This is a genomic window from Janthinobacterium sp. BHSEK, from assembly GCF_056174685.1.
Genome location: NZ_JBWBYV010000034.1, coordinates 1 through 22691 on the forward strand (window position 1 = coordinate 1; position 22691 = coordinate 22691).

Sequence of the window (22691 nt, forward strand, 5' to 3'; positions counted from 1 at the left end):
CAGGGACATGACCATCGAGGACATGCTGTTGCTTTGTTTCAGCATCGCGGTGCCAGCTTGCAGCAGCATTTGCGACGACGTCATGTTCGAGCTTTCGGTCGCGAAGTCGGTGTCCATGATGCGGCCGGTAGCGGCTTTGGTGTTGGTGGCGATGTTCGACAGGTTGGTGTTGACGTGGTCCAGACGGTTGGCCGTCGCGCCCAGTGCCGAACGCACGGTGCTGACGCTGTCGATGGCGGTCGCCAGCAGGCCGATGGTGGCGTTGGCGGAAGCGGTCAGTTCCGTCGCGCCGGTCGATGCGCCGCTCGAGAAGTTCGCGCTCAGGCCGCTCAGGGCGGTGTTCAGCGTGGACAGGTTGCCCGATACGTCGAAGGTCATTTTTTCCGTCGAGCTGGCGCCGATCTGGAACGTCATCGACGTCGACAGCGTGCCGTCGGCAGCAGCGCTACCTTTGCCCAGCAGCTTGGTGCCGCCGAACGTGGTGTTGGTCATGACGTTGTACAGCTCTTGACCCAATGCATTGTATTCAGCTTGCATGGCGGTCTTGTCGGCTGCGGTCGACGAGGCATCGGAAGCCTGGGTAGCCAGGTCTTTCATGCGTACCAGCATGTTGGTCACTTCGGCGAACGCGCCTTCAGCCGTTTGCAACAGCGAGGTGCTGTTTTGCGTGTTGTTCATCGCAACGGTCATGCCGCTGGTTTGCGCTTTCAGGCGGGTGGCGATTTGCAGGCCGGCAGCGTCGTCCATGGCCGAGTTGATGCGGAAGCCGGTGCTCAGGCGCGTCATCGAAGTCGACAGTTTGGATTGGGTATTCGAGATCGAATTTTGTGCCGACAGGGAGGCAGCGTTGGTGTGAAGACTCAGCATGGTGTCATTCCTAATTGGGTGGTTATGGTGAGGAGCGACGGTTTATCTGCTCCTACCAGTACAAGACGACCATTCATTTCACTTTATTAAATGCCGTGTGGAAATATATTTTTCCCTTGCCTGAATGATAATCCATGCCGGCTTCAATCCGCCACACCGCCGTGTTCCGCTTCCCATTGTTTGCGGCTGCTTTTCAGGATGTCGAGGACCAGCAATGCCTTCGCTTCGTCGGCGCACAGGTCTTCCAGGAACATGGCGTTGTTGTTGCGTACCCATTCCAGCGGCATTTCCCACCAGGCCAGCTCGAGCAGCGCGGCACGGACTTTTTCCGTGAAACGGTAGCGTATCAGGCGCGCCGGCGAGCCCGCATAAATGCCATAGGGTTCCGAGCGGAAATTCGGTGGCAGCAGCGAGCGTGCGCCGATGATGCAGCCGTTTTCGATCACGCTGCCGCCCAGCACCATCACTTCGTCGCCGATCCACACATCGTTCTTGATCACCGTGTCGGCGTACTGCGGCGGCGGCACATTTTTCAGGCCGCCGCCGAGGATCGACAGCATGTACGTCGAGATCGTGCGCATCTCGTGCTGGCCATTCAGGATGAAACTCAGGCGCGAGCCGCCGGCCACATAGCGTCCCACGCACAGGCTTTGCTGTCCGCTGTCATATTTCACCAGCGAACCGACACCGAAGCAGGAGCCGCGCCCGATATAAAAGTGGCCGTTCTCCGGGTCCTGGTCCAGCCAGTCGCGGAAGAATTGATGCGGCAGGGTGCTGATGGCGCCATCGTCGTAGCCGAGTACCGTGAACTGGGCCGACCAGGCATGGTTCTCCGCCACGCCCGAGAAATTGGTTTCGGTGGAAATGTGCATCAGGCGATGTTCCGTACGGTTTCTTGCTGCAAGACGGGGGCGGCGATCATGGCGATGATGGCATCGACGGTTGCCATGTCCAGATCCGGATAGATGGGCAGGCAGATCACTTGCGACGACGCCAGCCGCGCCACGGGCAGGTTCGCGTGTGCGGCGGACGGCATGCCGCGGTACATGGGGAAGTCGCTGATGAGCGGGTAAAAATAGCGGCGCGCGTAGATTTCCTGGTCGCGCAGCGATTGAAACAGGGCGTCGCGCGACAGCGGATAGCCGGGACCCACCAGAATCGGGAAATAGGCGTGGTTGGCCGCCTCGGCATCCCCTTGCTGCACGCAGGTAATGCCTGGAATGCCGGCCAGTTGCTGGCGATAGTGCGCATCGATGGCCTTGCGCTTCTGGCGCGCGCCGTCGATGCCCTTGAGCTGCAGCAAGCCGAAGGCGGCATTGATCTCGCTCATCTTGCCGTTGATGCCAGCGGCCACCACCGTGACTTCATCGACGAAGCCGAAGTTTTTCAGGTGGTCGATGCGCTGCTTGGTCTTGGCGTCGGGGCAGACGATGGCGCCGCCTTCGAAGGTGTTGAAGATCTTCGTGGCGTGAAAGCTGATCACGGAAAGGTCGCCGTGATTGAGCACGCTGCCGCCCCGGTGGCGCACGCCGAACGCATGCGCCGCATCGTAGATCACCTTCAGATTATAGTTGTCGGCAATTTTCTCGATGGCCTCGATGTCGCATGGCCGGCCGTAGCAATGCACGGGCATGATGGCCGTGGTCTGCGGCGTGATGGCCGCCTCGATTTTGGTCGGGTCGAGGTTCAGGCTATGCGGCTCGATGTCGGCAAAGACGGGCTTGATGTTGTTCCACAGCAGCGAGTGGGCGGTGGCGACGAACGAATACGGCGTCGTGATCACTTCGCCGTTGATGCGCAGCGCCTGCAAGGCCGTCATCAATGCCAGCGTGCCGTTGGCGAACAGGCAGATGTGCTTGACGCCCAGGTAGTCGCACAGCGCCTGCTCGAGCTGCTGGTGGAACGGGCCGCCATTCGTCAGGATCTTGTTGTCCCAGATCGTTTCCAGATAGGGCAGGAAATCCTCCAGCGGCGGCAGCAGGGGCTGGGTGACATAGACCGGCTTGTTTTTCTTGATACTCATCATAATCCGATCGGCGGGTTGGGCACGGCCACGGGGGCTTCGAACGAAACGGGCGGCAAGCCTTCGCACCAGCGTTGCCATGCCATGCGCAAGCCATTTTCCAGCCCTTCCGTAATCAGCTTGGGCTTGCCCAGGACGGAGCGCTCCAGGCGGTGCCGCATGCTGAAGCGGTAGGCGCCCAGCAGCATGGGGTTGGCCGCCATGGCCACGCTCTTGCGCACGAGATCCTCTTCGTCGGCGGCGATGAAGTCATCGAGTTCGACCTGGCGCAAGATCATGTTGCCGGCGCGGCTAGGCATGGTGGGCCCTGCCGTCGTGAGCGTGGGGACGCCCATCCACAGCGCATGCAGGGTCGTCGTGCTGCCGCAGTAGGGGAAGGCATCGAGGCAGATATCGATGCGGTGATGGATGGCCATGAATTGCGCCATCCCCGTGCGTCCTTCGAAGGTCAGGCGCTCCGGCGCAATGCCTTCTTCCGCGAACCAGGCCGCCAGTTGCGGCGGCGCTTCCGATTTCGGCATGGCCGCCACGATCATTCTGGCGTCGGGGACGGCGCGCAGCACCCTGGCCCAGCGCGCGATGACCTGACGATTGATTTTATTGGTGCGGTTGAAACTGCCAAACGTGATGTAGCCATTAGTCAATACAGGCGCCGGCTGGACGCTGGGCGCCAGCTTGGACGGCAGGAACGGAACGCAGGCGGGCAGCAGCATCAGTTTCTCGGAGAACTGGTCGCCCAGTTCGTCCGGCGGCGTGAAGTGCTGGTCGCCCAGATAGTAATCGATCGATTGCAGTCCCGTCGTGAGCGGGTAGCCGATCCAGCTGGCCTGGACAGGCGCGGGCTTGCCAGCAAACATGAGCAGCCGGTTCTTGCCCGTGTGGCCCGACAGATCGATGAGGATGTCGATGCCATCGTCGCGGATCAGCTGGCCCAGGTCCGGGTCGGACAGGTGCTCGACCTGGCGCCAGTGGGGAATGACTTCCCGCAGGCGCTCCGTGATATCGTCGTTTTGCGGATTGTTGTGGTAGGCATACAGCGACAATTGGGCGCCATCGGCGATATTTTCCAGTACCGGAATGAGGAAGTGCGGCACCGGATGGTTGTGCAGGTCGCCTGACACGAAGCCGACCTTCAAGGTGCGCAGCGGGTCGCGGCTGTTGCTGTGGCCTGCGCGTCCCTTGGCGATATGCGTTTCAAAGGTGGCGCTGAAACGCTGATGCTCCGCAAAGAGCGCCTGCGGATCGATCTCGGTGCTATGCGACAACAAGAACAGGTAGTTGCTGAACAGGGTTTCCCACAGCGGGCAGACGGCCAGGCCCTTGCGGCAGGTTTCAATCGCTTCTTCTATCCTGCCGATATTGCTGAAGGTGGCGCTGATGTTGACGTAGGCGTCACGATAGTCGGGATTGATCTCCAGCGTCTTGTGGTAGCACTCGAGCGCCAGCAAAGGCTCGTTCATGAGCACGTAGCAATTGCCGAGTGCAAAGTGCGCGCGCTCGAAGGCGGGGTCGAGCTCGAGTGCGGCCAGATACGTCCGCTTTGCGTGTTCCAATTGTTTCTGCGCCTGCCGCGTCGAACCCAGGTTGCACAGCGCCGAGATGTTTTTCGGTTCCAGTTCCAGCGCGCGCTCATAGGCGGCGGTGGCTGCCTCGTATTGCTCCAGTTCCTGCAGGGCGACGCCCAGGTGATTGTGCGTTTCGCTATCGCCGGCATCGAGTTCCAGCGTGCGGCGGTATGCCTCCACGGCGAGCGGATAGCGTTTGATGGTGCTGTAGTAATCGGCCAGCTGCCTGTGGTTCGCGGCGCTGCCGGGGGCCAGGTCAATGGCTTGCTGGAAATACTTGAGGGCATTGTCCCGGTCTTCGGCCGCGCCGTAGGCGATGGCGAGCTGGCCGCAGGCTTGCGCATCGTCCGGCTGCAGGCGCAGCACTCTGGCGCAGTACTCGATGGCCGCCGTGTAATTTTTTTGTTTGCATTGAAGCAATCCCAGATTGCTCAGCGCCTGGGTGAAATCGCCATCGAGCGCGATCGCCTGGGCATATGCGGCGATGGCTTCCTCCGCCTGGTCCAGCGACTGGAGCGCGCGTCCCAGGTTGTTGTGCAGCTTGGCGTCGCCGGGATGCAGTGCGATGGCGCGGCGGTAGCTGGCCACGGCACCCGCGTAGTCTTCGGCTTCATGCAGCGCCGCGGCCAGATTGGCATGCGCCGCCGTGGTGTGGGGCGCCAGTTGCAGCACCGCCCGGTAGCTGACGATGGCCGCGTGCCATTGCTGCAGGTCTTGCTGGGCATTGCCCAGGTTAAGGTAGATGTCCGCGTCGCCCGGCAGCAGGGCCAGCGCGCGTTGATAGCACGCGACGGCTTCGGCGCTGCGCTGCATCGCTTGCAGTGTATTGCCCAGATTGAAATGGCCCTTGGCGTAATCGGGTCGCAGCGCCAGCGCCTGCCGGTATGCCTGTTCGGCTTGCTCCAGCTTGCCTTGCGCCTGCAGCGCCGCCGCCAGGTTGCCATGTGCCTCGACAAAGTCCGGATTCAGTTCCAGCGCCCGGGTATAGCTGTCGACCGCCTGCTCGTACATGCCCCGTTCCTGCCATGCGGTGCCCAGGTTGCCATGTGCCTCGGCATCGTTGGGCGCCAGTTGCGTGGTTTTCAGCAGGGCCTCGAAGGCGTCCTTGCCCTGTAATTGCAGGGCGGTGCCCAGCACGCTCCAGGCAAAGTCGGAGTCTGGGTAGCGCTGCGTCAGGTCGCGGCTGGCCGCTTCCAGTGCCGCGTGGTGGCCGGCTTGATACAGCGCAATGACGTGCTGCGTTTCCTGCGCTGTCGGCGTGCTGGCGATCGCCGTTTCGATGCGGCTGCGCAAGCCTTGCGACTGGTCGTTGTCCAGGCCGCGCGCGATGGCCGCCGTGACGATTTCCAGCGCCTGCTCGCGTTCGCCCGCCTTCAGCAAGCCATCCGCATACGACAGCCAGAACTGGCCTTCATCGGGATTGACCGACAGCGCCTTGTGCAGATACGGCAAGCCGGCCTGGTATTGCCCCAGCTGGCCCGCCAGCAAGCCCATATTATGGTTGGCAATGGCGTGATACGGCTGTGCCTGCAGAATCGCCAGGTAAAGCGCTTCCGCCTCGGCATACCGGCCAGCCTGGTGTTCGGCAATTGCCTGCTGCAAGTCGGCGTCGAGGGGCACTGCGGGAAGGGCGTTAGCGTTCATGGGCGGGCGGAGGTGAAATAGTTAGCAGAGGGAATTGTAACTGGTGAAAGTGCTTCTGAGAAACTTTCCAGATGGAATTTATCCAGGAATGCTGTCGCAATGCAAACTAGGTGTTGCTGGCTGGTCAAAGCGTGGGAAAAAGTGGCCGTTTTAAAAACCTTGCAGGGGAATGGACGGCATGCCTCGCGCCGGGCTGCTGGTATGATGCCCGGCATTGGCGCCTTCCCTGGTGGATGGCCGCTGCCCGATATCGTTCATTTTTCAGCAGATATATGCAAAACATTTTAATCATAGGCTCATCGGGCCATGCGAAGGTCGTGATCGACGTGGTTGAGCGACAGGGGAACTTTCGCATTGCCGGCTTGATCGATGCGTTCCGGACGGTCGGCGAGGAAACCTCGGGCTATCGCGTGCTTGGCGCCGAGTCCGATTTGCCGGTCCTGGTGGAACGGCTCGCCGTGTCCGGGGTGCTGGCGGCCATCGGCGACAATTTTGTGCGGGCAAGCGTGACGGCCCGCGTGGCGGCATTGTGCCCGCAACTGCCTTTCGTCAGCGCCGTGCATCCGCAGGCAAGCGTCGCCAGGGCCGTGCGCGTCGGCGCGGGCAGCGTGGTGATGGCGGGGGCGGTGATCAATCCCGGCTGCGACGTGGGGGAGGGCTGTATCGTCAATACGCGCGCCTCGCTCGACCACGATTCCGTGATGGAGGCGTTTTCCAGTCTGGCGCCTGCCGCCGCGACGGGCGGCAATTGCCTTATCGGCAGGTGCAGCGCCCTGGGCATGGGCGCCTTGCTGCTGCAGCGCATGCGGATTGGCAGTCATTGCGTGGTCGGCGCCGGCGCCGTCGTGACGCGGCCCGTGGAAGATCTGTGCGTCAGCTATGGCGCGCCGGCAAAAACCGTACGCGGCCGCCAGGCGGGCGACAAGTATCTGTAGAAACCGCGGCAGCCGAAGCGCGGCAGCGCTAGCGCTGCTGCGCTGGCATGCCGCGCGACGAGCTTACATGTTCGGATAGTTCGGCCCGCCGCCGCCTTCCGGTGTCACCCACACGATGTTCTGCGTCGGGTCCTTGATGTCGCAGGTCTTGCAGTGCACGCAGTTTTGCGCATTGATCTGCAGGCGCTCTGCGCCGTCGTCGTTCTTCACGAATTCGTACACGCCGGCGGGACAGTAACGCGCTTCCGGACCCGCATACGTGGCCAGGTTGACGTCGACGGGCACGCTGGCGTTCTTCAAGGTCAGGTGGATGGGCTGGTCTTCCGCGTGGTTCGTGTTCGAGATGAACACGGACGACATCTTGTCGAAGGTCAGCTTGCCATCCGGTTTCGGATACACGATCGGTTTCGACTGGGCCGCCGGTTTCAGGCATTCGTGGTCGCCATGCGAGTGGTGCAGGGTCCACGGCGCCTTGCCGCGGAAGATCAGCTGGTCGATGCCCGTCATCAGGCTGCCCAGGTACAAACCCTTCGACAGCCATGGCTTGACGTTGCGCGCCACGTGCAGTTCTTCATGCAGCCAGGATTTCTCGAATGCCACAGGGTAGCTCGTCAGTTCGTCGTGCTGGCGCTGCTCGCCCAGCGCGCCGAAGGCCGCGTCCGCCGCCAGCATGCCGCTCTTGATGGCCGCGTGGCTGCCCTTGATGCGGCTCATGTTCAAAAAGCCCGCATCGCAGCCGATCAGCGCGCCGCCGGCAAACACCAGCTTCGGCAGCGATTGCAAGCCGCCGGCCGCGATCGCCCGCGCGCCGTACGAGATGCGTTTGCCGCCTTCGAAGAACTTGCGGATTTCCGGATGCGTTTTATAACGCTGGAATTCCTCGTACGGCGACAGGTAGGGGTTTTCGTAGTTCAGGCCCACCACGTAGCCGACCATGACCTGGTTGTTTTCCAGGTGGTACAGGAAGGAACCGCCATAGGTTTTCGTGTCCAGCGGCCAGCCGCTCGAGTGGATCACCAGGCCCGGCTTGTGCTGGGCCGGGTCGATTTCCCACAATTCCTTGATGCCGATGCCGTACGATTGCGGATCCTTGCCGGCGTTCAAGTCATACTTGGCCATCAATTGCTTGCCCAGGTGGCCGCGCGCGCCTTCGGCGAACAGGGTGTACTTGGCGTGCAATTCCATGCCCAGCTGGAAGTCGGGACCCGGCTCGCCGTCGCGCTTGACGCCCATATTGCCCGTTGCCACGCCCTTCACGGAGCCGTCGTCGTTGTAGAGGATTTCCGCGGCCGGGAAGCCGGGGAAGATTTCCACGCCCAGGTTTTCCGCCTGCTGGCCCATCCAGCGCACCACGTTGCCCAGCGAGACGATGTAGTTGCCATGGTTTTCAAAGCAGGCCGGCACGGCGAAGCCTGGCGTTTTATAGGCTTTCGTTTCGGTCAGGAACAGGATGCGGTCTTCCGTTACTGCCGTGTTCAGGGGCGCGCCCAGTTCTTTCCAGTTCGGAATCAGTTCCGTCAGCGCTTTCGGGTCCATGATGGCGCCCGACAGGATATGCGCGCCCAGTTCGCCGCCTTTTTCCAGCACGCAGACGGACACTTCCTGGCTCTTTTCCGCGGCCAGCTGCTTCAGGCGGATCGCCGCCGCCAGGCCTGCGGGGCCGCCGCCGACGATCACCACGTCATACTCCATGGTCTCGCGCGGTCCGTACTGTTCAACTAAGTTATTAGGCTGTGTCATGGTCTCGATTGTTAGTCACTAAATGGGTGGGTGAGGAATCTTCGGGGAAATTTAAGCACGAGTGTGCTTGTTTTTGGCGAGGATTGCAACTTTGGCGCCATTTTGCGTGACATTGCCCCTCGCCGCAATCTAAATCCGGCCATTTTGTGTAATGATGACGTTTACCTTTGCTCAAGTACGGCGCAGGGTATTTTGCCCCGGTGCCGGCGGCACGGCGTAAAGTGTTATCTAAAATAAAACAGGAGTAGCTCGTGGGCATAGAAGTCAATTTCGAGGGCAAGATTGCCCTGATTACCGGCGCATCGAGCGGCCTCGGCGCGCGCTTTGCGAAAGTGCTGGCCCAGGCCGGCGCCCAGGTCGTGCTGGCCTCGCGCCGCACCGAACGCCTGAAGGAGTTGCGCGCCGAAATCGAGGCGGACGGCGGCGCCGCGCACGTGGTGTCGCTCGACGTGACCGATTTCGCCAGCATCAAGTCGGCCATCGCGCATGCGGAAACGGAAGCGGGCCCCATCGATATCCTCGTCAACAATTCAGGTGTCTCCACCACGCAACGCCTGGTCGACGTCACGCCCGAAGATTACTCGTTCGTGATGGACACCAACCTGCGCGGTTCGTTCTTCGTGGCCCAGCAGACGGCCAAACGCATGATCGCGCGCGCCAAGGGCGATCCGAAGAAACAGCACCGCATCATCAATATCGCCTCGATGGCGGGCTTGCAGGTGCTGCCGCAGATCGGCGTGTACTGCATGAGCAAGGCGGGCATGGTGCACATGACGCGCGCCATGGCCGTGGAATGGGGTAAATATGGCATCAACACCAACGCCATCTGCCCCGGTTACATTTCCACGGAAATCAACGAAGATTATTTCGCCACCGAGCAGGGCAAGAAGCTGATCGAGATGCTGCCAAATAAACGCCCGGGCAAGCCGGAAGACCTCGACGGCCTGCTGCTGTTGCTGGCGGGCGAGGATTCGCACTTCATCAATGGTGCGATCATTTCCGCAGACGGTGGAATGAGTACCTTCTAACGCTGCAGCTGCAGTCCCACCAGCTTGTGCACCAGTTCGGACGACGTCGAGGCGGCGAACTTGCGCATCAGCTTGGCGCGGTGCATTTCCACCGTGCGGGGGCTGAGGTCGATCTGGCGGGCGATGACCTTGCTGGTCTTGCCTTCCACCAGCAGGGCGGCGATTTCGCGCTCGCGCGGGGTCAGCTCCGCCGTCACGGGACGTTTCTCGCTGACATCCTCGAACGTCCAGATGCCCGCTCCCAGCGGTTTGTTCGGCAGCATGGCGTGGCCCGTGACGTGGCACCAGAACAATTCCCCATTACTGCGGCGCATGATGCGCTCGTCCGAATAGCGGCCCCTGGCGTTCATGATGGGGATGATGCGGTCACCCGTGCGCAGGAATTCGTCGTGCGTGGGGTAGAGTACTTCGAAGGACTGGTCGTCGAGCTGGGCGCGCGCATAGCCGAACATGGCTGCCAGCGCTTCGTTGCAGCTGCGCATGATACGGTTTTCCGACATGCACATGCCCACGGGCGCGTGCAGGAAGATGCTTTCATAATCGATGGCTGACGCGGCGTTCATCTGATACGTATCACTCTCACAGGGGGATGGCCGGCACGGCGCCGGTAGTTCTACGGTATTGTACTTTCCACTCGCGTATTTTATGCTGAGTCGCTGCCTGAGTCATGGACTCAAGACCAAAGCTTAACAAAAGATAGAGGGACACCCATGAATAAAGTTTATCCTGACGCCGCCTCGGCGCTGGCCGGTATCGTCCAAGATGGCCAGACCATCGCCGTCGGCGGCTTCGGCCTGTGCGGCATTCCCGAAGCCCTGATCGGCGCCTTGCGCGATTCGGGCGTGACGGGCCTGACGGCCATTTCCAACAACGCGGGCGTGGACGGCTTCGGCCTGGGCCAGCTGCTGACCACGCGCCAGATCAAGAAAATGATCGCCTCCTATGTGGGCGAAAACAAGGAATTCGCGCGCCAGTACCTGGCGGGCGAGCTGGAACTGGAATTCACGCCGCAAGGCACCCTGGCCGAGAAGCTGCGCGCCGGCGGCGCCGGCATCCCCGCCTTCTTCACCAAGACGGGCGTGGGCACCATCGTTGCCGATGGCAAGGAAATCCGTGAATTCGACGGCGAACAATACGTGATGGAACGCAGCCTGGTGGCCGATGTGGCGCTGGTCAAAGCCTACATGGCCGACCGCGCGGGCAATTTGGTCTATCGCAAAACGGCGCGCAATTTCAACCCGAACGTGGCCATGGCGGGCAAGATCACCATCGTCGAAGTGGAAAAACTGGTCGAAGTGGGTGAGATCGATCCGGACCAGGTCCACACGCCGAGCATCTTCGTGCACCGCATCGTGGTCAACGCGAACCCGGAAAAACGCATCGAGCAGCGCACCGTGCGCGCCGACTAATAAATAGAAGATTTACGCATGGCAAAACCGTAGCGAGCGGCAGTGATTTGTGGCTAAGAAGCGCAACCGTACTTTAGTACGGTGAGCATCGCAGGCCGCAAAGCGCGCCGCGCAGTAGGTTTGGACAGGCGTTCCACGAAAATTGAGGGAGATAATAATGGCTTGGACACGTGACGAAATGGCCGCGCGCGCGGCAAAGGAATTGCAGGATGGCTTTTATGTGAACCTGGGCATCGGCTTGCCGACCCTGGTGGCCAACTATGTGCCGGAGAATATCGAAGTATTCCTGCAGTCGGAAAACGGCTTGCTGGGCATCGGCCCGTTTCCTACCGACGACGAAGTTGATGCCGACCTGATCAACGCGGGCAAGCAGACGGTGACGGCCTTGCCCGGCGCCGCCTACTTCAGCTCGGCCGATTCCTTCGGCATGATTCGCGGCGGCAAGATCAATCTGGCCATCCTGGGCGCCATGCAAGTGTCGGAAAAGGGCGATCTGGCGAACTGGATGATTCCAGGCAAGATGGTCAAGGGCATGGGCGGCGCGATGGACCTCGTCGCCGGCGTCAAGCGCGTCGTCGTGCTGATGGAGCACGTGGCCACGGCCAAGGATGGCACGACGTCGCACAAGCTGCTCAAGCAGTGCGACCTGCCGCTGACGGGCGTGGGCGTGGTCGATGTCATCATCAGCGACCTGGGTGTCATCGACGTGACGGAAAACGGCCTGAAGCTGGTGGAACTGGCGCCGGGCGTGACCAAGGAGCAGGTGCAGGCGGCCACGGGCGCGGAACTGGACGTTTCCGCCGTGTAAGCAGGCAGATGGTCGTATCGAAGCAGGGCGGACAGCGATGTCCGCCCTTTTTTTATGCGCCTGCCTTGCCGCGCAAGCCGTCCAGGCTGTAGGTACCAGCGCCCGCTGCCGCGAAATACAGGAAGGTGAAGCAGTACATCACGGCCATTTCGCCGCCGTTCAGGATCGGCAAAAAGCCGGCCGGCGCATGCGCGATGAAGTAGGCGGCAGCCATCTGGCCCGACAGGATGAAGGCGACGGGGCGCGTGAACAGGCCGACCAGCAGCAGGGTGCCGCCCACCAGCTCGATGACGCCGGCGGCGCCCATCAGGGAAAACAGTTGCAAGCCGTCGAACATGGCCACGTGCGGCGCGCCGAACAGCTTGGCCGTGCCATGCTGCAGGAAGAGGAAGCCGAGGATGATGCGCAGCAGGCCCAGCAAGCGTGGGGACCAGGTGGCGTAGAGGGCGGGCGAGAGGGACATGGCGTACTCCATTCAAAGGTGGATGGTTCGGTGTCAGACTTGCATTAACGCAATGTCATTATGCGGGAGCCTGGCGGCGAACGGTAAGCAGTACTGTAATGGTTTTGCATTCATTGATCATTCAGTGAAATATTGATGCATGATTTACTGTATGTTGATAATGCAATAAAAAACCCGCGCGCATGCAAAAAGCCCCGCAGATCGCTCTGCGGGGCTTTTCAATGGAGAGTACAGCTTGCTTGACGGGCTTACTTGACGATGTTCACGCTCGGTGCAACGTAGGCGTCGTCGGCCGGGTGGGTGGGATGGGCCAGCTCGCTGTGCAGCTTGTCCATGTCCAGTTCCTTTTCCCATTTCGACACGACGATGGTGGCCACGCCGTTACCGACAAAGTTGGTCAGCGCGCGGCATTCGCTCATGAAGCGGTCGATACCCAGGATCAGCGCCATGCCGGCCACGGGAATCGTCGGCACCACGGCCAGGGTGGCGGCCAGGGTGATGAAGCCGGCGCCCGTGATGCCGGACGCGCCTTTCGACGTCAGCATCGCCACGCCCAGGATGGTGAGCTCTTGCCAGATCGTCAGTTCCGTGTTGGTTGCCTGTGCCACGAACAGGGCGGCCATGGTCATGTAGATGTTGGTGCCGTCCAGGTTGAACGAGTAGCCGGTCGGCACGACCAGACCGACGACTGGCTTGGAGCAGCCCAGGCGCTCGAGTTTCTTCATCAGGGCCGGCAGGGCCGATTCCGACGAGCTGGTGCCGAGCACGATCAGCAGTTCTTCCTTGATGTACAGCAAGAAGCGGCCGATGGAGAAGCCCGTGTACTTGGCGATCAGGCCCAGCACGACGAAGACGAACAGGAAACAGGTCAGGTAGAACGAACCCATCAGTTTTGCCAGCGGAATCAGCGACGCCAGGCCGTATTTACCGATGGTAAAGGCCATCGCGCCGAACGCGCCGATCGGTGCGACTTTCATGATGATGTTGACCATGCCGAAGATGGCATGCGACAGCTCGTCGATCAGCTTGGTGACCGGACGGCCGCGCTCGCCCAGCAGGGACAGCGAGAAGCCGAACAGGATGGCGATCAACAGCACTTGCAGGATGTCGCCCTTGGCGAAGGCATCGACGAAGGTCTTCGGGATGATGTTCATCAGGAAGTCGACGGTGGTCATGCCTTCGGCGTGCGTGTATTGCGCGATCGACTTGGCGTCCAGGTGGGCCGGATCGGCGTTGAAGCCGGCACCCGGTTTCAGGATATTGGCAACCAGCAAGCCGATGGCCAGCGCGAAGGTGGAGACCACTTCGAAGTACAGCAGCGCCTTGCCGCCCACGCGGCCGATTTTCTTGACGTCCTGCATGCCGGCGATGCCGGAGACCACGGTACAGAAGATCACGGGGGCGATGATCATCTTGATCAGTTTGATAAAGCCGTCGCCCAGCGGTTTCATGTCGACGGCGTTCGATGGGTAGAACACCCCCAGCAGCACGCCAGCCACGATGGCGAACAGCACCTGCACGTACAGGATTTTATAGAATGGTTTTTTCACGAGTGGTCTCCTCTTGCGGGTTGATGCTGCGAATCATCCGCCCATTGCCAGGCGTGCTCAATTGTGGATAACCGCAGATATGCAGTTTCGCTATATCGGGTATTGCGCCATGGTCAGCGTGCTGCGGCGCAGCATTTCAGGCGCGCGCTTGGAGCATTGCCCGCGCTGCGCTACACTGCCGTAGCGTCGCGCGCGGGAGACCCGGTAGAAGGCAGGAAGCGGTGCTCTTTTTATATCAAATAAGGAATCGGCATGATCGAAGCGAGCATCAAGTCAGTGCAATGCATCTCCCCCGCAGGCTTGCATACCATGTCGTACAAGGAGTGGGGCGCACCCGACAATCCGAATGTGCTCGTCTGCGCCCATGGCGTGACGCGCGTGGCGGACGACTTCGACAATCTGGCGCGCGCCATGGCCAGCGATTACCGCGTGATCTGCCCCGACGTGGTGGGGCGCGGGCGCTCGGGCTGGCTGGCCAATCCCCAGTTCTACCGCGTGCCGCAATACGTAAGCGACATGGTGACCCTGCTGGCGCGCGTGCTGGCCAATGGCGAGCGCCAGACGGTGGACTGGTTCGGCACCTCGATGGGCGGCTTGATCGGCCTGGGCCTGGCCTCGTTGCCGCACAGCCCGATCAGCAAGCTGGTATTGAACGATATCGGCCCGACCCTGGCGCCGGAAGCCTTGCAGCGCATCGGCGACTACATCGGCCAGGACTTGCGTTTCGAGACCTTCGAGCAGGGCGCCAAGTTCGTGCGCGACGTGTCCGCCAGCTTCGGCCCGCACACGGACGCGGAATGGCATAAACTGGCGGTGGATGTGTTGCGGCAAGACAAGGATGGTCATTGGCGCCGCCACTATGATATGGGACTGGCCATGCCGTTCCGCTCGGCAACGCCGGAATCGGCGGCCAGCGACGAAGCCATGCTGTGGGCCGCGTATGATGCCGTGCGCTGCCCCACCTTGCTGGTGCGCGGGTCGGAATCCGATCTGCTGTCGCACGATACGGCACAGATCATGCTGGGCCGCGGTCCGAAGGCGCAGCTGGTCGAGATCGAAGGCGTGGGCCATGCGCCCACTTTCGTGCACGACGACCAGATCGCCATCGCCCGTAAGTTTTTGCTAGGCAAGTAATCAGATATCAAGCGATACCGCTGTACCGATTTTGAAACAACCGAAAGAAGAAGCATGGAAATTACACGACTGCACGTAGGCAAACGCCTCTCCGAAGTAGCGATACACAACAGCACCATCTACCTGGCGGGCCAGATCGCGGAAGACACCACGCAAGGCATCGTCGGCCAGACGCGCGAAGTGCTGGGCCACGTCGACCGTCTGCTGATGGAAGCGGGCAGCGACAAGACGTGCATCCTGTCGTGCCAGATCTATATCGCCGACATGAAGGATTTCGACGGCATGAATGAAGTATGGGACGACTGGGTCGCATCAAGCCACACGCCGCCGCGCGCCACGGTGGAAGCGAAACTGGCCAATCCGGCTTGCTTGGTAGAAATCGTCATCATCGCTGCAGAGCGTTAAGTCATTCAGTTATTGAGTTGTTAAGTTTAAAGGTATCACATGGTTTCCATCTCGGCCCCGAATAGCGCCACCTCGGAACAACTGGTAGAGGGCTTGAGTGCGCCGGACAGCGCGCGCGTGCTGGATGCGCTCGCGTATGCCACCGCAGCATATGGCGACAAGCAGACCTTTGCCGGCCGTTCCGCGCTGGAGTTCGCCATCGGCGTGGCCACCACCCTGGCGTTTTTGCGCAGCGATGCGGAAACGCGCATCGCGGGCCTGATGTTCGAGCTGACCTTGCTGGAACCCGATACGGCGGCTGACATCGAGCCGCGCTTCGGCAAGCAGGTGTGCGACCTGGCAACAGGCGTGCGCCAGCTGATCCGTCTGCGCGCGCTGACCCAGGCGCAGCACGGCGGCGCTGGCGGGCGCGGCAAGAATGCGGCGCAGCAAGCCGTGGCCCAGGTGGAAACCTTGCGCAAGATGTTGCTGGCGATGGCGTCCGACATGCGTGTCGTGCTGGTGCGCCTGGCCGCCTGCGTGACGACCTTGCGCTACTTTGCCGACTTGAAGCTGTTCAATGAAATGACGCGCGAGTACGGCAAGGAAACCCTGGATCTGTACGCGCCGCTGGCCAACCGCCTCGGCATCTGGCAATTGAAGTGGGAACTGGAAGATTTATCGTTCCGCTTCATCGAGCCGGAAGCGTATAAACGCATCGCCAAGATGCTGGAAGAAAAGCGCATGATGCGCGAGGGCTTCGTGTCCTCGGCGATTTTGCGCCTGCAGACGGAACTGGCTTCGGCCGGTATCCAGGCGGAAGTATTTGGCCGCCCGAAACACATTTACAGCATCTGGAACAAGATGCGCGGCAAGGAGCTGGACTTTACGGCCCTGTACGACGTGCGCGCCTTCCGCGTCATCGTTGCCGACGTGAAAACCTGTTACACTGTGCTGGGCGTGGTGCACAATATCTGGACCCCCATCCCGAAAGAATTCGACGATTACATTTCGCGCCCGAAACCGAATGGGTATCAGTCGCTGCACACGGTGGTGACGGCCGAGGATGGCCGCCCGCTGGAAGTGCAGATACGCACGAATGAAATGCACAGCTTTGCCGAATACGGCGTGGCCGCGCACTGGCGCTACAAGGAAGAGGGCGGCTCGAATTTTGCCGGCCAGAAATACGACGAAAAGATCGCCTGGCTGCGCCAGCTGCTGGCGTGGAAAACGGAAGTGGCCGATGCCGTCGTGGGCCAGGAAGAAATCCAGCGCGAATGGGTGGAAAAGCTCAAATCCGCCACCCTGGATGACCGCATCTTCGTCATGACGCCGCAGGCGCGCGTGCTGGAATTGCCCGTGGGCGCCACGCCCGTCGACTTTGCCTATCACCTGCACACGGACGTGGGCCACCGCTGCCGCGGCGCCAAGGTCGACGGCATCATGGTGCCCCTGAATACGCAATTAAAGAACGGCCAGACCTGCGAAATCATCACGGCCAAGGGCGCGCCGGGCACGGCCGGGCCGTCGCGCGACTGGCTCAGCGCCGGCTACGCCGTCAGCACGCGCACGCGCTCGAAGATCCGCGCCTGGTTCCATGCCATCGACATGCAGGAAACCCTGGCCCACGGCCGCGCGCTGGTGGAAAAGTCCTTGCAGCGCGAAGGCAAGACGGCCGTCAACCTCGAGGCGCTGGCGCAAAAGCTGGGCTTTGCCAAAGTCGACGAATTGTTCCTGTCGGTGGGCAAGGATGAATTCAGCCTGCGCCATGTGGAGCAGGCGCTGCACGATAATGGCGAAGTGGTGGTGCCGGAAGACGCCGTACTGGTGGGCAAGAGCCGCGCTTCCAGCGTGGAGCAGGGCGCCAAGTCCGGCGTGCTGGTGGTGGGCACGGAAGGCCTCATGACCGTGCTGGCCAAGTGCTGCAAGCCGGCGCCGCCGGACAGCATCGTCGGTTTTGTGACGCGCGGCAAGGGCGTTTCCATCCACCGCGCAACTTGTAAAAACTTCGAGGAAATGCGCGCCAAATCGCCCGAGCGCGTGATTTTTACTGAATGGGGCAGCACGGGCGGGCACGATACCGTGTATCCGGTCGACATCTTCATTCTGGCAGGCGACCGCCAGGGCTTGCTGCGCGACATCTCCGAAATCTTTTCGCGCGAAAAGATCAACGTGATCGGCGTCAACACCCAAAGCGCCAAGGGCCAGGCCCGCATGACGTTTACGGCCGAGATCAGCTCGACGGCGCAGTTATTAAAAGCGCTGAATGTGATCAAGGATGTGAGCGGGGTGCTGGAGGCACGCCGTAGCTAGCGCTTTTGGGGTTATCCAGAGTAACAACACCTGATAAAACCGTAGCGAGCGTCAGTGATTTGTGGCCGAGAAGCCCAACCGTGCTGAAGCACGGTGAGCATCGCTGGCCGCAAAGCGCGACGCGCAGTAGGTTTGATCAGGTGTTTTCGTGCAAGCCCGCCATCGCCGCCGTCTCCGGCTGCAGGGTGATGTGGTCTATCCCATGCTTGGCCAGCAACATCTTCTTGATCGCGCGCAAGACCTTCGGCCAATGGTCGAGGTGTTCGATTTCCACGTGGCCGATCAGGGCCGGCTGGCCCGGCGACATGTCCCACACATGCAGATCGTGCACGGCGATCACGCCGTCCACTTGTTCCACGTCCGCGCCCACCTGGACGTAGTCGATGTGCATGGGCACGCCTTCCATCAGGAAATGGTAGGACTCCTTCAATACTCCAAACGTGGATTTCAGAATCAGCAGGGATACCAGCACGGACAGCAGCGGGTCGATCTGCATCCAGCCCGTGAAGTAAATCACGGCGCCCGCGACGATGGCGGCGACCGAGCCGAGCAGGTCACCCATCACGTGCACGAGGGCGGCCCGCGTATTCACGCTTTGCTTGTCTTTCGACAGCACCCACGCCACCACCACGTTGATCGCCAGGCCGATGAAGGCGACGATGAAGACCATGCCGCCCTTGACGGGTTGCGGGGCGGAAAAGCGCAGCACGGCTTCATAGCAGATCCAGCCCACCACGCACAGCATGGCCAGGCCGTTGACGAAGGCGGCCAGCGCCTCGGCGCGGCCGAAGCCGAACGAGTGGCGCGGCGACGGGGGGCGGCGCGCGATGATCTGCGCCAGCAAGGCCAGGCCCAGCGCGGCCGCGTCAGTCACCATGTGGCCCGCGTCGGAAATCAGCGCCAGCGAATTGGACAGGAAGCCGGCCGCCACCTCGATGCCGGCAAACGACAGGGTCAGGCCCAGCGCCCAGGCGAGGATGCTCTGGCTGCGGCCCTCGAACGAGTGGGTATGCTTGGCGTCGCCCTTCAGGTGGGCGTGCAAATGGGTGGCGTCGTGTTCGGTGTGCGTCGGCTGCATGGAATACTTTGTGGAATGAACTTGCCGTCAGTGTAATTGAAAAGCAACAACATAGTCGGCACGACAAAAAACCCGCAGGCCCGGAGGCGCTGCAGGTTTTTTCTTAAGCAAACATTTTTACTGCGCGGCCGTCTCGCCAAACTTGCCTTCGCGGAAGTCCTGCACGGCCTGGAATACTTCCGCCTGGGTATTCATGACAAACGGGCCATACTGCGCGATGGGCTCGTTCAAGGGCTGGCCGGCGACGAGGATCACGCGGCCGCCGTCCGGTGCTTCGATGCGCACGCCGTCGCTGTCTGGCGTATTGGCGAAGATGGCCATGCGCAGGGCGGGCACGGCCTTGCCATCGACCTGCACTTCGCCGCGGAAGGTGTACAGGAAGGCGTTATGGCCTGGCGGCAAGGGCTGCTCGAAACTGCTGCCGGCAGGCAAATCGATATCGAGGTACAGCGGTTCCGTCAGTTCGCGCTGCACGGCGCCCGTCACGCCATGGCTGGTCCCTGCGATCACTTGCACGGCCACGCCCGCGTCCGTCGTGTAGCGGGGGATTTCGTTGCTCGTGAAATCGCGGTACCACGGCGTGCGCATCTTGTCGCGCGCGGGCAGGTTCAGCCACAGCTGAAAACCTTCCATCACGCCTTCTTCCTGCTCCGGCATTTCCGAGTGGATCACGCCGCTGCCGGCCGTCATCCATTGCACGCCGCCCGAGGTCAGCAAGCCTTCGTGGCCCGCGCTGTCCTTGTGGCGCATGCGCCCCGTGATCATGTACGACACCGTCTCGAAACCCCGGTGCGGATGCTCGGGGAAGCCGGCGATATAGTCGTTCGGCTTGTCGCTGGCAAAGTTGTCGAGCATCAAGAACGGGTCGAGACGGCGCTGCAGCTGCTGCGTCAGCACGCGGTTGATCTTCACGCCGGCGCCATCCATGACGGCCTGGCCGGCGATCACGCGCTCGACGGCGCGTGGTTTCGTGACGGTGGTGATGTCGCTCATTGCTTTCTCCTCTAGGCCAGGACGGCGCCAGTGCGCCGCCCCATTCACTGCTGGGAATTACACCAAAATGGCGTTGATCTCTGCGTCCGCCTGGGCTTGCGCCTTGGCGACGGCTTCCGGACCCATGCCCATGCCTTCCGAATACACGTATTGCACGTCGGTCATGCCCAGGAAGCCGAACATGGTGTTCAGGTAAGGCACCTGGCTATCGTTGGCGCTGTCGCGGTGCAAGCCGCCGCGGGACAGGCCCACGTAGACTTTCTTGCCGGCCAAGAGACCCACGGGGCCGTTTTCCGTGTACTTGAAGGTGACGTTGGCGCGGGCAATCGCGTCGAACCAGCTTTTCAGTTGCACGGTGATGCCGAAGTTGTACATCGGCGCGCCGATGACGATGACGTCAGCCGCTTGCACTTGCGCAATCAGCGCGTCGTCGAGGGCGATGCGGGCCGCCTGTTCCGGCGTGCGTTTGTCGGCTGGCGTGAACAGCGCTTGCAGGGTCGGCTCGTCGAGCACGGGGTGCGGCTGGGCAGCCAGGTCGCGGCGCGCCACGGTGGCGCCGGGGTTGGCGGCTTGCACGCGGGCAACGATGGCGTCAGCCAGGCGGGTCGAGGCGGAACCGGTGCTGCGGGCGCTGGAATTGATTTGCAGGATGTTCATCTTGTTTTCTCCGTTGTGAGGTGTCTTGCGATGGATGAACTATAGCAATTCCAAAATTGATGCGGAAGCCGTTAAAATGGATAACATTAATCCACTCATGGAACAATTGACTGTAAAGGTAAGCGATGGATATCGATCCCGGAGATTTGCTGCTGTTCGCCCGCGTCGTCGAGTGCGGCAGTTTCAGTCGCGCCGCCGTGCGCGTGGACTTGCCCAAGTCGACCCTGTCGCGCCGCATCTCGCAGCTGGAAGCGAAGCTGGGCGAACGGCTGTTGCTGCGCACCACGCGCAAGCTGGCGCTGACGGAATTTGGCGCCAGCCTGCTCGAGCACGCGCGCAAGGTGGTCGAGGAAACGGAGGCGGCCGGCGCGCTGGCGCAGCACCGCCAGGCGGGGCCCAGCGGCTTGCTGCGCATTTCCATGCCGGCCGACTTCGGCGATGCGCTGATGCGCCAGGTGCTGGCCGAATTCGTGCGCCGCTATCCGGCCATTTCGCTGGAGCTGGACTTGTCGGCGCGCCGCGTGGATTTATTGGAAGAAAATTTCGACCTGGCCATCCGCATGGGCAACTTGCCCGACGACGCCAGCCTGGCGGCGCGCCGCGTGGCCTTCAGCACCCTGGCGCTGTACGCCTCGCCGCAATACACGAGCGTGCACGGCTTGCCCGAGCATCCCGACGATCTGTATGGCCATGACCTGCTGAGCTTGCCGCGCGCCGTGCATGGCCTCGTGCACTGGACCTTGATCCGCGGCAAGACGACGTGGGAGCGCGATTTGCCCGTGCGCCTGCTGGCGAACTCGCCGGAATTGCTGGTGCGCATGGCCTGCACGGGCGTGGGCATCGCGGCCAGCACGGACCGCTTCGCCAAGGCCTATGTGGCGACGGGGGAACTGGTGCGCGTGCTGCCGGAGTGGAGTTTCCCGCTGGTCACGGGCTGGGCCGTATTTCCCGGCCGGCGCTTGATGCCGGCCAAGACGCGGGCGTTTCTCGATTTGATGGAAGAAATGTACCGGACCGACGCGCCCGTGTAGGCGCGTCCAGAGGATCTACCTGGGCACGTTGCCCATGACTTCGCCCAGCTGCACGGGGCCGGCCGGTTGCCAGTTGGCGTTGAATTGCACGGTGTCTTTCGGGAACAGCATCACGACGGTGGAACCGAGCAGGAAGCGGCCCAGCTCTTCGCCCTGTTTCAGCACCACATTGTCGTTGGCATAGCTCCAGTCGCGGATCTCGCCCGTGCGGGGCGGGTTGACGACGCCGTGCCAGACGGTGGCCATGCTGCCGACGATGGTGGCGCCCACCAGGGTCATGACGAAGGGGCCGTTGGCCGTGTCGAATACGCAGACGACGCGCTCGTTGCGGGCGAACAGGCCGGGAATGCCGCGCGCCGTTGTCGGGTTGACGGAGAATAATTCGCCGGGCACATAAATCATGCGCGTCAAACGGCCGTCGCACGGCATGTGGATGCGGTGGTAGTCGCGCGGGCTCAGGTACAGGTTGGCGAAGCTGCCGTGTTCGAACTGGGCCGCCAGCGCCGCGTCGCCGCCTACCAGGGCCGTGGTGCTGAAGTTGTGGCCCTTGGCCTGGAAGATCTGGTCCTTGTCGATCGTGCCGAACTGGCTGATGCGGCCATCGACGGGGCAGACGTAGTCGGCCTTGGCCAGCGGGCGGGCATCAGGGCGCAGCGCGCGCGTGAAAAAGTCGTTGAAGCTGGCGTAGTGCGTGATGTCCGGGTCCAGCGCCTCATCCATGTTGACGTTGTAGCGGCCGACGAACCAGCGGATCAGCCGCGTGGTCATGGCGCCGCCCTTGGCACCGGCGATGCGGCCGGCGAAGTTGGTCAACGCTCCCTTGGGCAGCAGATATTGAGGCAAAACGGCAAGACGGTCAGACACGATGGGAAGCCTTTGACGGGGTGATGGGAATCGGCGAAAAACGCATTATAGCGGCGATGTGGCAGGCAATGATATGTGCCGTATGCAAGGGTGCGTATCGCAGTCTGCCACCGAATTTAATTTGCCATAGGAAATATTTTCAGGAAACTGTGTCGCTCGGAAAAAATTGCAGCACAATATGGCGGCCGGTTTTTTAGTTTTTAGC

Annotated in this window: 20 protein-coding genes; 8 read left to right on the top strand and 12 right to left on the bottom strand. The window is 61.7% G+C overall.

What is annotated here, in order from left to right:
- The 4 genes from AC0V2Y_RS13620 to AC0V2Y_RS13635 all read right to left on the bottom strand — a co-directional run.
- The coding region (locus tag AC0V2Y_RS13620; protein ID WP_475414292.1) for a flagellin N-terminal helical domain-containing protein at nt 1-867 on the bottom strand (867 nt) is incomplete at its 3' end.
- A 143-nt stretch (nt 868-1010) separates the two neighbouring features.
- Nucleotides 1011-1739: an LbetaH domain-containing protein gene (locus AC0V2Y_RS13625; RefSeq protein WP_475414291.1), complete on the bottom strand. Its 729-nt coding sequence runs from the start codon at nt 1737-1739 to the stop codon at nt 1011-1013.
- Complete coding sequence (locus tag AC0V2Y_RS13630) at nt 1739-2890, bottom strand: DegT/DnrJ/EryC1/StrS family aminotransferase (RefSeq protein ID WP_475414290.1); 1152 nt, start codon at nt 2888-2890, stop codon at nt 1739-1741. Before AC0V2Y_RS13630 ends, AC0V2Y_RS13625 begins: the two co-directional genes overlap by 1 nt.
- Complete coding sequence (locus AC0V2Y_RS13635; RefSeq protein ID WP_475414289.1) at nt 2890-6099, bottom strand: tetratricopeptide repeat protein; 3210 nt, start codon at nt 6097-6099, stop codon at nt 2890-2892. The genes AC0V2Y_RS13630 and AC0V2Y_RS13635 overlap by 1 nt, the downstream gene beginning before the upstream one ends.
- Before the next feature lie 272 nt (nt 6100-6371).
- Between AC0V2Y_RS13635 and AC0V2Y_RS13640 the strand changes: the two genes are divergently transcribed.
- On the top strand, nt 6372-7034 hold the full coding sequence (locus AC0V2Y_RS13640; protein WP_475414288.1) for an acetyltransferase: 663 nt from the start codon (nt 6372-6374) through the stop codon (nt 7032-7034).
- A gap of 63 nt (nt 7035-7097) precedes the next feature.
- On the opposite strand, the gene AC0V2Y_RS13645 is transcribed toward AC0V2Y_RS13640, so the two are convergent.
- Nucleotides 7098-8774 carry an electron transfer flavoprotein-ubiquinone oxidoreductase gene (locus AC0V2Y_RS13645; protein WP_475414287.1) on the bottom strand — a complete coding sequence of 559 codons (1677 nt, stop codon included), beginning with the start codon at nt 8772-8774 and terminating at the stop codon, nt 7098-7100.
- Nucleotides 8775-9025: 251 nt separating this feature from the next.
- On the opposite strand from AC0V2Y_RS13645, the gene AC0V2Y_RS13650 reads away from it, so the two are divergent.
- Nucleotides 9026-9802, top strand: coding sequence for an SDR family oxidoreductase (locus AC0V2Y_RS13650; RefSeq protein WP_034752351.1), 777 nt, complete (start codon nt 9026-9028; stop codon nt 9800-9802).
- Here the strand turns inward: AC0V2Y_RS13650 and AC0V2Y_RS13655 are convergent.
- Nucleotides 9799-10365: a LuxR C-terminal-related transcriptional regulator gene (locus AC0V2Y_RS13655; RefSeq protein WP_086137696.1), complete on the bottom strand. Its 567-nt coding sequence runs from the start codon at nt 10363-10365 to the stop codon at nt 9799-9801. The two genes, AC0V2Y_RS13650 and AC0V2Y_RS13655, sit on opposite strands and share 4 nt — an antisense overlap.
- Nucleotides 10366-10512: 147 nt before the next feature.
- On the opposite strand from AC0V2Y_RS13655, the gene AC0V2Y_RS13660 reads away from it, so the two are divergent.
- Together AC0V2Y_RS13660 and AC0V2Y_RS13665 are read left to right on the top strand one after the other, a co-directional pair.
- Nucleotides 10513-11211, top strand: coding sequence for a CoA transferase subunit A (locus AC0V2Y_RS13660; protein ID WP_092715653.1), 699 nt, complete (start codon nt 10513-10515; stop codon nt 11209-11211).
- 157 nt (nt 11212-11368) lie between these two features.
- A complete protein-coding gene (locus tag AC0V2Y_RS13665; RefSeq protein WP_077403229.1) occupies nt 11369-12019 on the top strand; it encodes a CoA transferase subunit B in 651 nt (216 codons plus the stop codon).
- Nucleotides 12020-12071: 52 nt separating this feature from the next.
- Here AC0V2Y_RS13665 and AC0V2Y_RS13670 read toward each other — a convergent pair whose 3' ends face one another.
- Nucleotides 12072-12482 carry a DoxX family protein gene (locus AC0V2Y_RS13670; protein ID WP_475414286.1) on the bottom strand — a complete coding sequence of 137 codons (411 nt, stop codon included), beginning with the start codon at nt 12480-12482 and terminating at the stop codon, nt 12072-12074.
- 248 nt (nt 12483-12730) lie between these two features.
- Complete coding sequence (locus AC0V2Y_RS13675) at nt 12731-14032, bottom strand: dicarboxylate/amino acid:cation symporter (RefSeq protein ID WP_475414285.1); 1302 nt, start codon at nt 14030-14032, stop codon at nt 12731-12733.
- A gap of 252 nt (nt 14033-14284) precedes the next feature.
- Here AC0V2Y_RS13675 and AC0V2Y_RS13680 point away from each other — a divergent pair, with 252 nt between their 5' ends.
- From AC0V2Y_RS13680 to AC0V2Y_RS13690, 3 genes are read left to right on the top strand one after another with little or no spacing between them, the layout of a single operon-like run.
- Nucleotides 14285-15166: an alpha/beta fold hydrolase gene (locus AC0V2Y_RS13680; RefSeq protein ID WP_475414284.1), complete on the top strand. Its 882-nt coding sequence runs from the start codon at nt 14285-14287 to the stop codon at nt 15164-15166.
- A 54-nt stretch (nt 15167-15220) separates the two neighbouring features.
- Complete coding sequence (locus tag AC0V2Y_RS13685; RefSeq protein ID WP_475414283.1) at nt 15221-15571, top strand: RidA family protein; 351 nt, start codon at nt 15221-15223, stop codon at nt 15569-15571.
- A gap of 39 nt (nt 15572-15610) precedes the next feature.
- Nucleotides 15611-17863 carry a RelA/SpoT family protein gene (locus AC0V2Y_RS13690; protein WP_230541923.1) on the top strand — a complete coding sequence of 751 codons (2253 nt, stop codon included), beginning with the start codon at nt 15611-15613 and terminating at the stop codon, nt 17861-17863.
- Between the two features lie 136 nt (nt 17864-17999).
- Here the strand turns inward: AC0V2Y_RS13690 and AC0V2Y_RS13695 are convergent, their stop codons facing one another.
- The 3 genes from AC0V2Y_RS13695 to AC0V2Y_RS13705 all read right to left on the bottom strand — a co-directional run bounded on the left by AC0V2Y_RS13695 (nt 18000) and on the right by AC0V2Y_RS13705 (nt 20591).
- Nucleotides 18000-18941, bottom strand: coding sequence for a cation diffusion facilitator family transporter (locus tag AC0V2Y_RS13695; RefSeq protein ID WP_475414282.1), 942 nt, complete (start codon nt 18939-18941; stop codon nt 18000-18002).
- A gap of 117 nt (nt 18942-19058) precedes the next feature.
- Nucleotides 19059-19934 carry a pirin family protein gene (locus AC0V2Y_RS13700; protein WP_475414281.1) on the bottom strand — a complete coding sequence of 292 codons (876 nt, stop codon included), beginning with the start codon at nt 19932-19934 and terminating at the stop codon, nt 19059-19061.
- Between the two features lie 57 nt (nt 19935-19991).
- Nucleotides 19992-20591, bottom strand: a complete 600-nt coding sequence (locus AC0V2Y_RS13705; RefSeq protein ID WP_475414280.1) for an FMN-dependent NADH-azoreductase — start codon at nt 20589-20591, stop codon at nt 19992-19994.
- A gap of 125 nt (nt 20592-20716) precedes the next feature.
- Between AC0V2Y_RS13705 and AC0V2Y_RS13710 the strand changes: the two genes are divergently transcribed.
- A complete protein-coding gene (locus AC0V2Y_RS13710; protein WP_099411149.1) occupies nt 20717-21622 on the top strand; it encodes a LysR family transcriptional regulator in 906 nt (301 codons plus the stop codon).
- A gap of 15 nt (nt 21623-21637) precedes the next feature.
- Here AC0V2Y_RS13710 and asd read toward each other — a convergent pair whose 3' ends face one another.
- Nucleotides 21638-22486 carry an archaetidylserine decarboxylase gene (gene asd / locus AC0V2Y_RS13715; RefSeq protein ID WP_475414279.1) on the bottom strand — a complete coding sequence of 283 codons (849 nt, stop codon included), beginning with the start codon at nt 22484-22486 and terminating at the stop codon, nt 21638-21640.
- Between the last annotated feature and the right edge of the window lie 205 nt (nt 22487-22691).